The organism is Longimicrobiales bacterium, from assembly GCA_035764935.1.
In the GTDB taxonomy this organism is placed as follows: domain Bacteria; phylum Gemmatimonadota; class Gemmatimonadetes; order Longimicrobiales; family RSA9; genus DASTYK01.
Map to the genome: position 1 here is coordinate 13,977 of DASTYK010000013.1, position 13,837 is coordinate 27,813.

The window sequence follows — 13,837 nt, forward strand, 5'->3', positions numbered from 1 at the left end:
CAGAGATGCGTCAGCGCCGCTCCTGGAAGTGCTGCTCCAGCTCATCCAGCGAGCGCGGCCAGTCCTCGCGCAGCAGCCGCGAAAAGGCCCGGTCCGCCAGCAGCTTTCCACCGGTCTGGCAGGTCGGACAGTAGTTGGTCTCGTTGTCGGCATAGCGGATCCGCTGGATCGGGCTGCCGCAGCGGGGACACGGCTTGCCGTATCGGCCGTGTACCGCCATCCGCGGGTGAAACGCCGTCACCTTCGCCGGGAAGTCCCCGCCCGCCTCGTCGACCAGCAGGTCGGCCCAGCTTGCCAGCGACGAGCGCGTCACCTCGTACAGGCGCTCGATCTCGGCCTGCTCGAGCCGCGATGTCAGGCGCGCGGGCGAGAGCTGCGCCTCGTGCAGAATCTCGTCGGAATGCGCGTTGCCGATGCCGCTCAGGATGCGCGGATCCGTGAGCGCACGCTTGAGCGTGCGGTTCTCGCGCCGCAGCGCCGCCGCGAACTCCGGCAGCGAGGCCTGCAGCGGATCGACACCACCGCGATCGAACGTCTCGAGTGCGGCACGGCCGCGCACCAGGTGCAGCTGCGCGCGCTTCTTCGTGCCCGCCTCCGTGAGCAGCAGTGTGCCGCTCTCGAAGTCGAATGCGGCGTGCCCGAGCCGTCGCGGGATCGGTGCACCGGCAGGCTTCCATTGCAGGCGCCCGGCAATCATCAGGTGCAGCACCGCGAACAGGTCATCTTCGAAGGCGAAGACGATGCGCTTGCCGATGCGCTCCAGGCCCGTCAACCGGCGACCCTCCAGCTCCGACGGCGGTGGCTCCACGCTGCGCAGCAGCGACGGCGACGCGATCCGCAGCCGCTCGAGCCGCTGCCCGACGATGCGCGGCTCCAGTGCATGGAGGTACAGCATGACTTCGGGGTATTCGGGCATGTGAACTGGTCCGGGGCGTCACGATTCTCTGATCGGGCTCTCGACACCCGTGCCGCCGGCGGTGACCGCGACGGCGCCGCAGGTGTCGGATCCCGCAGTGCTCCTGTAGAGTACCCCATGCTCATGCGACGATTCCAACCTGCCCTGCTGCTCGTCCTCACGCTGCTCGCCGGCGCACCCGCAGCCGCCCTCGCCCAGGCGACCGAGGCGGAGGGCGCCGCGGCGCTCGGCCTGGCCCTGCGACGTCTCGGCACCACCACGCGCGTGCTGATGATTGCCGCGCATCCCGATGACGAGAACACCGCGGTGCTGAGCACGCTCGCACTGGGTGAGGGTGCGGACGTCGCCTACCTCTCGCTCACGCGCGGGGAAGGCGGCCAGAACCTGATCGGGCCGGAGCTGCAGGAAGGGCTCGGCCTGATCCGCAGCGGTGAGCTGCTCGCGGCCCGCCGGCTCGACGGCGCACGGCAGTTCTTCACCCGCGCCTACGACTACGGCTTCTCCAAGAGCGCTGACGAGGCCTTCTCGCACTGGCCCCGCGACAGCCTGCTCGCCGACGTCGTCAGCGTGATCCGCCGGTTCCGCCCCGACATCATTGTTTCCGTCTTCAGCGGAACCCCGAACGACGGCCATGGCCAGCACCAGGCCGCCGGCATCCTGGCGCGCGCAGGCTTCGAGGCGGCCGCCGATCCTGCGCGCTTTCCGCACCTCGGCGCGGCACACCAGGCGCACGCCCTTTATCAGTCGCTCTGGCGACCCACCGGCGACGAACGGCTGCACCTCGCGACCGGCGACTACGATCCGCTGCTCGGCCGCTCGCACTACCAGGTCGCGATGGCGAGCCGCAGCCGGCACCGCTCGCAGGACATGGGACAGGACGAGCCGCTCGGGCCGCACAGTGCGGCGTTCGCGCTCATCGCACGAGCGGACGGGGCTGCGCCTGCACACGACACCGCGACATCCATCCTCGCGGGCGTCGATTCGACCGTTGCGCAGCTGGCGGCGCGCCTGCCCGCCGCGGAACGCGCACTGACCCGCTACCAGCGCATCGTCCAGGAGGCGCAGGCGGCGTTCAACCCGCTCGCGCCCGAGGCCCTGCTGCCACTGCTCGCACAGGCAGACCAGGCGCTGCAGCAGGCGATTGCAGCGGCGCCTGCCGACGACGTCGATGCGCGCCTGCTGCTCGACGCGGAGCGCGCAGACCTGGACGCCGCGCTCCGCCTCGCCGCGGGGCTCGTGATCGATGCGACCGCGGACGCTCCACGCGTGGTCCCCGGCGAGACCATCCGACTGACACTCGCTGCCTGGAACGGCGGAGCTCACCCGGTCACCATCGATGCACTCGAGCCGCTGCTGCCGGAACGCTGGAGCGCGCAGCTCGCAGAGACGAGCGGTACCGGCACGGCGTCGACGACCCCGAACAACGGCGGCTCGGGGGCGAGCCGCGTCGTCGAGGATGCGAGCGCCACTTCTGCTGGCGGTGCGCATGCGACGCCCTTCGCCGCCGGGATCCGGCTGGAGCCAGGCGACGTCCTGCGCCGCACGTTCGTCGTGCAGGTGCCGGCCACGGCGGATCCGGACGAGCCGTACTTCCTGCGCGCAGCGCGCACGGGCGATCTCTACACCTGGCCCGACGACCAGCAGCTGCGCGGGCTGCCCTTCGAGTCGCCGACCATCCGCGCCAGCGTCCAGGCGACCATCGACGGCGCGCAGATCGCTCATGTACAGGAGGTCGAGCACGTTGCCGTCGACAAGGCGCTCGGTGAAATGCGCACACCCGTGCTCGTGGTCCCCGCGGTGTCCGTCGACATCACACCCGATGTGCTCGTCGTGCCGGCAGCGTCGACCGGGCCACGCACGCTCACGGTGACACTCCGCTCCGCCGCACGCGACACGATCCGCGGCGAGCTGCGCATCGCAAACGGCGGCTGGCGCATCACGCCAGCGACGCAGCCCGTCGCACTGCCGCCGGGCGCTGCGCGCAGGGTGAGCGTGGAGGTTGCGCCGACCGCCGACGCCGGCAGCGCACGCGGCGCGCTCGATGCGCAGCTCGTTGCGGAGGACGGACGTGCGTGGGCACGCGGCTACGACATCATCGCCTACCCGCACATCCGGCCGCGCCCGCTCTACCACGGCGCGTCCGCCGCGCTGCAGATCATCGACGTCGAGATGGCGCCGGACCTCCTGGTCGGCTACATCGAGGGCGCCGGCGACGGCGGAGTGGACGCACTGCGGCAGATGGGCGCACGCGTCGAGCTGCTCGACAGCGCCGCGCTCGCCACTCGCGACCTCGGCCGCTACGACGCGATCGTTGCCGGCATCCGTGCCTACGAAGTGCGCACCGACCTGATCCGCCACAACCAGCGCCTGCTGGCCTACGCCCGGAACGGCGGCACGGTGATCGTGCAGTACAACAAGTACGAGCTCGTCGAGGGCGGCTTCACCCCCTTCCCGATCACGATGGCGCGGCCGCACGGCCGCGTCACCGACGAGACCGCGCCCGTGCAGCTCCTGCAGCCGGAGCATCCCGTCCTGTCGTGGCCGAACCGCATCACAGCGCGGGACTTCGACGGCTGGGTCCACGAGCGCGGACTCTACTTCGCAGACACGTGGGACGAGGCGTACACTCCGCTGCTGGCCATGAGCGACCCGGGCGAGTCACCTCTCCAGGGATCGCTGCTGGTCGCGCGCTACAGCGAAGGCTACTACGTCTACACCGGCCTCGCGTTCTTCCGGCAGCTGCCGGAGGGTGTGCCGGGCGCATACCGGCTGTTCGCGAACCTCGTATCTCTCGGTGTTGCTGGTGACTGAATTTTGTTCACCGCTGAGGCGCTGAGGCCGCTGAGGGCTGGCCGTCGACGATGAATGTTCACACAGAGTCCACAGCGGACACAGCGTGCTCCATCGCAACAGGATCAGCGTCGCCGGTGCCGTCGAGTACGCATTCTGTGGTGGCTGCGGGGCGCATGACGTATCCGGTAATGCGCCACTCTCTCGCCGCGACGAACCCAACCAAGAACATTGCAGCTTGAAATGCAGAGAGCCTGCGAATAACCGCAGGCTCCCTGTGCACACCGTGTCCGCTGTGACCTCCGTGTGAAAAAAACGAGCCCTGCGCAAGATCTCAGCGGTTAACCAACCTCAGCGCCCTCTGCGCCTCAGCGGTGAATAAAATCCGTTGACATCAGTCGCGTCGACCAGCCATCATCGAATCGCGGCGCGCCTTGAACTCCGTTCCTTCCTTCCACTGCGGCAGTACGCTGTCGTTCGCGACCATCAACCCCAGCCGGAACAGCATCCGCAGGTCCTGCACCGCGCCCGACAGGTCCCAGTCCGGCTTCATCTCGTCGCTCGGCTTGTGATAGTCGTTCGCAGTGTACTGCTCGCGCTTCTCCTCGCCGTATGACGCGTCCCGGCCGATGAACTCCGTGCCGGCGTCGACGTACAGCGCGGGCACACCCTGCTTCGCGAACTCGAAGTGGTCGGAGCGGTAGTAGAAGCCCTTTTCCGGCTCCGGATCGTCGGCCAGTGTCCGCTCCCCCTGCGTCACCTGGGCGAGCGCGTCCTCCAGCGTCGAGTTGCCGCGTCCCACGATCACGACGTCCTCGGTGCGGCCCCACTGGTTCAGTCCGTCGATGTTGATGTTCGCCACCGTGTGGGTGAGCGGATACAGCGGGTTCTCGGCGTAGTACTTGGCGCCGAGCAGCCCCTGCTCCTCGGCGGTCACGGCGAGGAAGAGAATGGAGCGGCGTGGCGGCGTTTGCAGCGCGTCGAATGCCTTGGCGATCTCGACCATGCCCGCAGTGCCGCTCGCGTTGTCGAGTGCGCCGTTGTAGATCTGATCGCCTTCCGCCGTGGTGTCGCGGCCGAGGTGGTCCCAGTGCGCCGTGTAGATGACGTACTCGTCGCGCAGCTCGGGATCCGAGCCCTCGAGCTTTGCGACCACGTTACGCGACTGCACCTCGCGGATCGTGTTGCGCAGCTGGAACGACGCGGTACCACGGAGGTCGACCGGGCGGAACTCCCGCGTGCGCGCCTGCTCCTTCAGCGCATCGAACTCCTGGCCGGCCGCGGCAAACAGCTCGCGCGCCTTCGGCTCCGTGATCCACGCTTCCACGCGCACGCGGTTCGGATCGGCGTTGGGGCTGCGGATATCGAAGTTCTCCCGCCCCCAGCTGCCGCTGACGACCTCCCACGGATAACCGGCCGGCCCGGTTTCGTGAACGATGATCGCGGCAGCCGCTCCCTTTTCCGAAGCGATCTCGTACTTGTACGTCCAGCGGCCGTAGTACGTCATCGCCTCGCCGCGGAACATGTTCTCGTCCAGATCATCGCCGGAGCCGACGGGCGGGTCGTTGATCAGCATCACGATCGTCTTGCCGCGCACGTCCACGTCCTTGTAGTCGTCCCAGCCGTACTCGGGCGCGACCACGCCGTAGCCGACGAACACCAGGTCCGAGGCGTCGACCGAGACTTCCGGCTGGAAATGGCGCGAGACCGCGACGTAGTCGGCGGGGAAGGAGAGGGCGATCTGTTGCCCACCCGCGCTCAGGGTCGCCTCCGGCTCAGTGGAAAACCCGACCAGCGGCACCGCCTGCGTCCAGGTCCCGTCCGGATTCCCGGGCCGCAGCCCGGCAGCCTGGAACACCCGCTCCAGGTACGCCACCGTCTTTTCCTCGCCGGGGGTGCCCGGCGAGCGTCCCTCCATGGAGTCGTGCGAGAGCGCGGCAATCCCGGACAGCAGCCCGTCGCTCGTGATGGCGTCGGCGGCGCGTCGGATGCCGGCAGTATCCGGTGCCGGGCCGGTCCGTCCGGGATTGTGCTCGATCGTGCATGCGGTCAGCACCAGCGCCGCCGCGGTCGCCAGGAGTCGCGAGTAGGTCTTCATTGGTGCACGTCCATGGTGGAATCGGTCGAGTGGGGTCGCCCAATAGTCGACTCGCGGGCCCGGATGCGTCAAATCGGCGGGCGTGGTGCCCGGATGGCGGCGACGTCGGATCTCCCGCCGTCGGCGGCGCAACACGCGGCGATCGTACCCGCCGTGTCGGGGTTTGCACCGCTCGCTCGTCTCCCCACGTCCTCCTGCACGCCTTCATTGCTCGGAGGTACCCCGGTCTCGTCTGATTTCGTTCACCGCACCACGCCCATTGCACGGGAGTGGATGCTTCTGCGATTGTTTACGAATGCCCATGGACCCCGCACCCGCGGACACGGCACGCGACGTCGCGTCGTCGACGTTCGACAACGACATGACCCCGGACAACGACAACGCCAGCAATGCTCCGGGCGCCCACCCCGGCGCCAGCGGCTCCAGCGGTGACCTGGCCGCCGCGGCCGCTGCCGCCGCTGCCGCCGCGACATCGGAAGAAGCCGCGGCGGACTCCGGCGCAGAGGCCAGCGCAGAGCCGCCTCGACGCTCGTCGCGCTTCGACCGGTCCATTGTGGAGGGGCCGCTGTCGCCTGCCGTCTGGAAGCTTGCCTGGCCCACCATCGTCAACAACCTGATCGGCGGGCTGCAGGGCATGATCGACCACGCGATGGTCGGACACTACGTCGGCTACCAGGGCAATGCAGCGATCGGCGTGAGCTGGCAGGTTTTCCTCGTCGTCATCGTGTTCATCACGTCGCTGTTCACGGGAATGAGCGTGCTCGTCGCGCGGTTCGCCGGCGCCGACGACCAGACGCTGGTGAACCGCACCGTCTACCAGGCGTTCCTGACCGCGCTCATCATCTCGTTCGGGATCATGGCGCCGCTCGGCTACGTGCTCACGCCCGCACTGCTCGACATCGTCAATGCAGCGCCCGCGGTGCAGGCGGAAGCGATGCCGTACCTGCGCATCATGTTCATCTTCAGCTGGGGACTGCTGCTGTTCTTCATGCTCGGCGGCGCGCTTCGCTCGGCCGGAGACGCGCGCACCCCGCTCCGACTCGGCGTCCTCGTCACGGTGCTGAACATCGTGCTCAACGTGATCCTGATCCGCGGCCTCGGCCCGATCCCGGCGTTCGGCACGACGGGCGCCGCGCTCGGCACCGTCGTCGCGACCGGGGCCGTCGGCGTCTACGCTGTCGTGCAGCTCCGCCGCAATGTCTGGGTCGTCGGCTTCCCCAGGGGCATGAGCCTCCGACCGGACTGGTCGATCATCCGCGCGCTGTTCCGCTTCGGACTGCCGACCGGAATCCAGGGGATCGCGATGAACGTCGGTGGCGTGCTGCTGCTGGGCTTCATCGGCTCGCTCGCACTCAGCGCGCAGGCGCAGGCGGCCTACACCGTCGCATACACGCAGATCTTCTCGTTCATCACCTGGACCGCCGTCGGGCTCATGGGCGCGGCCGCGGCAGTGGCAGGCCAGAACCTCGGGGCCAACAACCCGCAGCGCGCCGCCGACGCCGTCAACGTCGCCGCCCGCTTCGCCGCAGCCATCGCGATCTTCTTCGGCGTGCTGTTCCTGCTCTTCCCGGGCCAGCTGCTCGCGATCTTCGGCATGAGCGACCCCGTCGTCGTCGAGCTCGGCACCGAGCTGCTCCGCTTCCTGAGCGTGTCCGGCATCTTCATCGCCGTCGCGCTCACCTACACGGGCGGCCTGCAGGGCACCGGCGACACGCGCAGCCCGCTGTACATCTCCATCGTGTCACAGGTCGTGCTGCCCATCGGCCTCTGCTTCTTCTTCGACCGGACCGGCACGCTCGAGCCCTGGGAGATCTGGCTCGCGATCCTGCTCGGCCACATCACGCGCTGCCTGCTGAGCCTGATCAAGTTCCGGCAGGGCAAGTGGGCGCACATCGAGGTGCGGGTCTAGGGATTTTCTTCACCGCTGACGGCGTGGAGGGCGCTGAGATCATTTTTTCACACAGAGGTCACAGTGGGCACTGAGGACACTGTGATACGTCGTCGTGGGCCGTCAGCATGCGGTACATCAGTATTTTCATTTTGTAATTGCGTCGGGGCCGATCCACGTTTCCTGCATCCGGTCACCTTCGGGTGCGTTGCAGCAATACAAAATAAAACAGAGCATCAATGCAGAAGGGCCCGCGGATAACCGCGGACCCCTCCGTGTCCATTGTGACCGCTGTGACCGCTGTGTGAAAAGACCTCAGCGCCCGACGCGCCTCAGCGGTGAACAATGAATCCGTTCACTGCTCATCAGCCACAGCCGCCGGCGCAGCAAGGCCCAGCGCCTCGTGATGCATCAGTGCATTGAACAGCATCGCATACGTCCCCAGCGTCTGCCCGCGCCAGAACGGATTGAACGAGAACATCACCACGTTGCCGCGACCGAGCGTCGCCTGGACCAGTGCGGGCGTGTTCGCCAGCTCGCGGCCATGGTTCAGTCCGCCGCTGATCAGCAGCTTCGAGACGTCCGGCTCGTAGCGCAGGATCGTGCGGTACGACGGCTGTTCCTGGCCGAAGCCGAAGAACGCCATCTCGTTTTCTTCCTCCTGCTGCCGTGCGCGGAACGCCTCGACACCCGCCGCACCCATGTCGCGCGGCCGGCCCTGTACGATGTCTTCCTCGTCGATGCCACCACGACCGCTGCGACGCGCTGTCGTTGCGCCCTCGCGCGCGGCCTGCTCCGCGTTGGCGCTGCTGCCTCCGCCGAAGAAGCGCGCGAACTCGTTCTGCTGCGCACCGAACACGGGTGAGCTGCGCTGGTTGAAGTAAACGCCGACCGTCTCGTCGTAGCCGTACAGCAGCGGGCTCGTCTTCTCGGCGGCAACGGCCTGGTACACGCCGCCCGGCGCCCACAGGTTCTCCGTCTCGCGGATCGAGAGGCCCGGCACGAAGCCGAAGTGCAGCGGCAGGGACGCGCTGTTGGTCAGCGTGACCAGCGTGCCACCCTCCTCGACGAAGCGCTGCAGGTTCTGCACGCCGCGCAGCTCCAGCCCGCCGCGCATGTCGTCCGTCTCGTCCTGCCGGCCGAGGTTGGGCGTGACGTCCGTGCGCTTCCACGGGAGCGGGCTTTCGCCGGTGACCCCGCGCACCACGCTCAGCGCGTCGAACGACGTCGGGCCGAGCAGCAGCACGTCGTAGCGCTCGCGCAGGCGCGGGTTGTCGCGCACCTCGTGCACCGAGATGTAGTCGTGCGGTACGCCGTACTCGTCCAGCCCGATCCGCAGCCACCCCTCGTCCTGCGTGCGCTGCCAGGTGTGCACGACCGCCACGCGCGGCGCTGCGACCGCGTGCGTCGCAACGGACGGCACCGCGCCGACGCCGTAGGCGGTGAAACCGTACTCCGCCGCTGCGCGCTCGAGCCGGTTCCGCAGGTCGCCGGGATTGCCGCGCGTGGGAATGATGAAGCTGCCCGCACGGAAGCTGCGGCCGGCCGCGTCGAACGCCTGCTCCGCCGCCTGCATGCGCAGCTCGCGGTTCGCGAAGCGGAACGCAGTCAGCGAGTTGTCCGCGTTGTAGTCGATGATGTACGCGCTGCCGCTGCCCTGCACGGAGCCTGCAGGCGAAATTTCCGTTACCGGCGACATCGGCGCATCCAGCACCGCGACGTCCTCGACGCGATCGACGCGCGCGTTGAACAGCGGGCCGAGCGTCCAGCCGACGTCGTCGTACGGACGCGGATCGTCGGGGTTGTAGTACTGGACGTCGAGCAGCATGTCGATCGCGCGCGAGTACGGCTGGTCCATGCGGATGATGAAGCTGCCGGCGCGGTAACGGGTATCGCCGATGCTGAAGTCCGACGTCGCACGCTGGACCTCGGCACCCTGCTGCTGCAGCAGCGAGAGCAGGCGCGCCTGCTGTCCCGGGCGCGGGTCGTCGGCGGGCAGCACGTAGGCGGCCGGACCCTCCGTGGCGGCCTTGGCGATCGCGCGCTTCGACTTTTCCCAGAAGTTGCGCAGGAACTCCTCGCGCTCGACCGCCACCTCGTGCAGCGCGATCAGCAACGCGCTCTGCTGCAGGTTCACGTTGTTGCGGATGCCCCAGACCACCTCGGGCAGCGGCGTGCTCGGGCGGTGCCACTGGCGATCGACGTTGGTGCGGACGATATGCGTCGACGCGTCGCGCGACGCCTGCGTCTCGTAGAAACGCCCGATCGAGTTCCGCATGTTCGCGATCCAGAACAGGTAGTTCGGCGCCCACCCGTCATAGAAGTCGAACGTGTAGATGCCCGGTACCCCCCACGCTGTCATGTCCTTGACTTCCTTGAACGCGAGCCGGTTCCACTCGTTCACCACGATCGGATCGACCCACGCGTTGTACGGCCCGCGCCCCGTCGACGTGTACAGGTACGACGCCGACTCGTGCAGGTCGTGCAGCACCGTCGGGTGCCACTCGAGGAAGGTGCTCAGCACGTTGCGCGTCAGCGCGAGCTGCAGCCCCATGCCGTCGCGGTTGTTGTCGTGTGCGACGTATTTGCCCCAGTAGAGCGGGCTGCGCGGGTAGTTGCCGTCCGGGTCCTTGCGCCGCGCCATGTGGATGTCGACCACCTTTGCGCGGCCGTCCACCTCCACGATCGGCGTCGCCATGAAGATCAGGTTGTCGCGGATCGCACGGACGTGCTCGCCCTCGTCCACCGCCAGCCGGTAGACCAGCTCCATCAGCATTTCCGGCGAGCCGGTCTCCGGCGCGTGAATCGCACCCGTCGCCCAGTAGATCGGCTTCGCGCTGCCGATGATGCGCTGCGCTTCCTCCTCCGTCGTGCCCCGCGGGTCCGCCAGCCTGCCGAGCTCCGCCTTGTGCTGCTCCAGGTTCGCGATCGACGCCTCGTCAGCGACGACGACCAGCAGCATCTCACGACCTTCCTCCGTCTGGCCGATCGTGAACACCTTCACCCGGTCCGACGCCTCATCCACCGCACGCATGTAGCGGTAGATCTCCTCCGGGTAGTGCAGCACGTCCGGCTGGCCGATCACGTGCCCCAGCACGTCCTTCGGCGAAGGCACCGTCGACGACTCCGGCAGGTAGTCGATCAGCGGAGTCAGGAAAAACGGCTCCGTCGTGTACTCCCGGATCGCCGCAGTGTACTCCGCGTCCTGGGACTGCTGCGCACTCGCCGCACCGGATCCGGACGCGACGAACACGAACGGGATGGCTGCAACGAACCAGCGCACGACAGCGCGCGCGTGGATGGGTCGCATCACGACCTCCATGTCGGGATAACGGCGTGTGGGGTTCGCAGGAGTATCGGCCGGCCTGCCGCTTCGTGCAAGCACGACGTCGCCGCCGCCGATGCACTTCGGACGCTGGTATGCGGGTCCTGCTGCACGGGCGTGTCCGGCGCGGAAACGCTGCATTTCGGATGGCGGGTCCGGGGTGTTATGGCCGAACCGGGCCTCTATGCGCCGGGAGCGTTGCATCTGGGTGGGCTGGTCCGCGGGGTTGTAGTGCAACGGGCTTCTCTGCGCCGAAAACGTTGCATCTGGGTGGGCTGGTCCGCGGGGTTGTAGCGCAACGGGCTTGTCTGCGCCGAACACGTTGCATCTGGGTGGGCGCGTCCGCGGGGTTGTAGCGAAACCGGCCTCCAGCGCCGGAAGCGTACATTTGGGTTGGCGGGTCCGCGGGGTTGTAGCGAAACCGGCTTCCAGCGCCGGAAACGTTGCATTCTGGGTTGGCGGCTCCGCGGTGTTGTAACGAAACCGGCCTCCAGCGCCGGAAATGTCACATTTGGGTTGGCGGGTCCGCGGTGTTGTAACGAAACCGGCCTCCAGCGCCGGAAACGTCACACACGCCACACGGCGGATCCCTGTTGCAACGTTTCCGGCTGCCGCTCGCGTCCCGGGGGCCAGTCGTCAGTGCTGATGCGCGGCCTCCGGGGCGCGCCTGTCGTCAGTGCTGATGCGCGGCCCCCGGAGTGCGCCTGTGGTCAGTGCTGATGCGCGGCTTCCGGGAGCGTCCCTGCCGGAGTCGCCTCGCCGTGTGACTCATGCGACGTCGCACCGCCGGCCGCCGGCTCGTGGTTCACGTTCATCATCCCCGCGTCCTTCCCCTCGACCTGCGTTGCCACGTCCAGCGCGTACTGCGGGTCTGCCGCATCCACGCCCGGCCAGGGCGCGTCGCGGTCCACGAGCACGATGCCTCCCGCTGCGCCCATTGCACCCTCCGGGATCACTTCACCCGTCGGGTTGTTGTAGATCGCCGTCAGCCGGTACGTGTGCGACGGATCCAGCCTGATGCCCAGTCGCTTGATGAGGTAGTCCTGCGGCATGCCGATCACATTGCCGTCGTCATCGACGTTGGGCTTCGTCTCCCACAGCACCTTGCCCACCGTGACATCCTCGAGCCGCAGCACTTCCGCATACTTGTGCAGGTGACCGCCCAGGGCGAGGATGCGCGCTTCGACGGCCGGGCGTCCCTCCCAGCTCTGCTCCGAGCGACCGGGCGGCAGGTCGTAGGCATGAATGCCCGCGGGTGGCATCACGTCGAGGTAGAACGGGAACACGTGCATCGGCGCGAGCTTCGCATCGCCCGGCGTGAAAGGCATCCGCACACGCACCCGCACACCGTGGTAATCCGTGCCGGTCGGGTTGTGCACCATCGCCTTGAGCAGCAACCGCTCACCTGCCGCTACCGGATACCCGAGCATCCGTGGCAGCTCGACCGGTGCCGTCTCGTGCCCCGCCGCCGCGACACGCTGCATGATCGGGCTGAACAGCTCCCGCCTGTCCGGCGTCATCAGGTTCATGTGGTGGAGCAGCACGGACGGCACCGTGTCCCCGTGCGCATCCACCAGCTCCGTGCGGAACCCTCGCAACCAGCCGGTCACCGGGACGCGCCCGATCAGCGCATCGGTCACATGACCCGCATGACCATGCCCCGCATCGGCACCATGCGCCGGGATGTCCACCGGTGGCAGCTCCAGCACCAGTTCACCCGCCTCCTCGTCGACGTGCATTGCGAGCTCCGCACCCGGACGCGCCTCGACCAGCGGACTTTCCTCGACGTCCGGATGCCAGCCCCCACTGCACGCACCCGACACCACCACCGCTGCAACAGCTAGAAATCGGAAAGATCTCGTCATTCCACGACTGGAGAGTTGAATTCAGAAGATCGGCAGGGCTTCAGCGCCCAAGCTAAAGACGTACGAAGCGACAGGGAACAACAGTGCGGCGCAGACTCGCCGACGCGCCGCACCATCAGTGCGAGGACCGGCTAGGCAGACAGCGGTCGGCACGCAGCCAGAACGCTGCGCGGGTGCGGTTGGCGTTGATGCAGGGTCAGCAGGAATCTTCGGCGCGCCCCTGCGCCTCCCTGCCCCTGTCCTCGACCGCCCGACGCTCTGCAAGCGCGACCGACGTCCGGCACGCGCGCTCCAGCGCCCCACGCCTGGCACGCCCTCCAGGCGACTGACGCCGTCAGTCAAGGCGACCGACCCTGGCAGACGCTCAAAGCGACTGACGCCGCACTCAGAGCGACCGGAGTCTGGCACGCGCTCAAACCGACTGACGCTTGGCACGCGCTCGAACCGACTGACGCTTGGCACGCGCTCCAAGCGACTGACGCTTGGCACGCGCACTCCCGCCGTCTGCCCCATAGGGAGACAAGCGTGCGCCGCGAATCGCCCGTTGGCGCACTGTGGGGCCCGAGGCCCCATAACGCGCCAAACGTCGAGTCGATCAATAGACGAGTGACGAGTAATCGGGTTATAGGCCCGTTGGCACGACAAGCGGTCGGTCAGCGAGCACGGTTGGCGCCTCATCGGGCGAAGAGGCTCCGAGCGTCTGCCCTCCGCGCCGGCATCCAAACAAGTCTCGAGGGTCGGGGACCAGGCCGCGCTCGAACCGGGAGTGAGACACGCGGGAGGCTCCGGTCCCTTGCGTACTGGATGCTGCGTCACTATCATCATTCATACGTTCGTATGACGGACGGCGGGCTCAGCGGGCTCAGCGGGCTCAGCGGGCTCAGCGGGCTCAGCGGGCTCAGCGGGCTCAGCGGGCTCAGCGGGCTCAGCGGGCTCAGCGGGCTCAGCGGGCTCA

Annotated in this window: 6 protein-coding genes; 2 read left to right on the top strand and 4 right to left on the bottom strand. The window is 68.0% G+C overall.

Annotation, left to right across the window (positions count from 1 at the left end; all coding sequences use genetic code 11):
• Positions 1 to 10: 10 nt before the first annotated feature.
• Complete coding sequence (locus VFU06_00750) at positions 11 to 916, bottom strand: DNA-formamidopyrimidine glycosylase family protein (GenBank protein HEU5207910.1); 906 nt, start codon at positions 914 to 916, stop codon at positions 11 to 13.
• A gap of 117 nt (positions 917 to 1,033) precedes the next feature.
• Here VFU06_00750 and VFU06_00755 point away from each other — a divergent pair, with 117 nt between their 5' ends.
• A complete protein-coding gene (locus tag VFU06_00755; protein HEU5207911.1) occupies positions 1,034 to 3,727 on the top strand; it encodes a PIG-L family deacetylase in 2,694 nt (897 codons plus the stop codon).
• A 373-nt stretch (positions 3,728 to 4,100) separates the two neighbouring features.
• On the opposite strand, the gene VFU06_00760 is transcribed toward VFU06_00755, so the two are convergent.
• Positions 4,101 to 5,804 (bottom strand): M28 family metallopeptidase, encoded by a 1,704-nt coding sequence (locus VFU06_00760; protein ID HEU5207912.1) that lies wholly within the window; start codon positions 5,802 to 5,804, stop codon positions 4,101 to 4,103.
• A gap of 301 nt (positions 5,805 to 6,105) precedes the next feature.
• On the opposite strand from VFU06_00760, the gene VFU06_00765 reads away from it, so the two are divergent.
• A complete protein-coding gene (locus tag VFU06_00765; GenBank protein HEU5207913.1) occupies positions 6,106 to 7,713 on the top strand; it encodes an MATE family efflux transporter in 1,608 nt (535 codons plus the stop codon).
• Between the two features lie 334 nt (positions 7,714 to 8,047).
• Here VFU06_00765 and VFU06_00770 read toward each other — a convergent pair whose 3' ends face one another.
• Positions 8,048 to 11,002, bottom strand: coding sequence for a M14 family zinc carboxypeptidase (locus VFU06_00770; protein ID HEU5207914.1), 2,955 nt, complete (start codon positions 11,000 to 11,002; stop codon positions 8,048 to 8,050).
• 725 nt (positions 11,003 to 11,727) lie between these two features.
• The gene (locus tag VFU06_00775; GenBank protein ID HEU5207915.1) at positions 11,728 to 12,882 is read right to left on the bottom strand and encodes a hypothetical protein; all 1,155 of its coding nucleotides are present in this window, start codon (positions 12,880 to 12,882) and stop codon (positions 11,728 to 11,730) included.
• Between the last annotated feature and the right edge of the window lie 955 nt (positions 12,883 to 13,837).

Coding starts and splice junctions, on each gene's coding strand:
- VFU06_00760 (HEU5207912.1), bottom strand. CDS start 5,804: ATGAAGACCTACTCGCGACTCCTGGCGACCGCGGCGGCGCTGGTGCTG.
- VFU06_00750 (HEU5207910.1), bottom strand. CDS start 916: ATGCCCGAATACCCCGAAGTCATGCTGTACCTCCATGCACTGGAGCCG.
- VFU06_00770 (HEU5207914.1), bottom strand. CDS start 11,002: ATGCGACCCATCCACGCGCGCGCTGTCGTGCGCTGGTTCGTTGCAGCC.
- VFU06_00775 (HEU5207915.1), bottom strand. CDS start 12,882: ATGACGAGATCTTTCCGATTTCTAGCTGTTGCAGCGGTGGTGGTGTCG.
- VFU06_00755 (HEU5207911.1), top strand. CDS start 1,034: ATGCTCATGCGACGATTCCAACCTGCCCTGCTGCTCGTCCTCACGCTG.
- VFU06_00765 (HEU5207913.1), top strand. CDS start 6,106: ATGGACCCCGCACCCGCGGACACGGCACGCGACGTCGCGTCGTCGACG.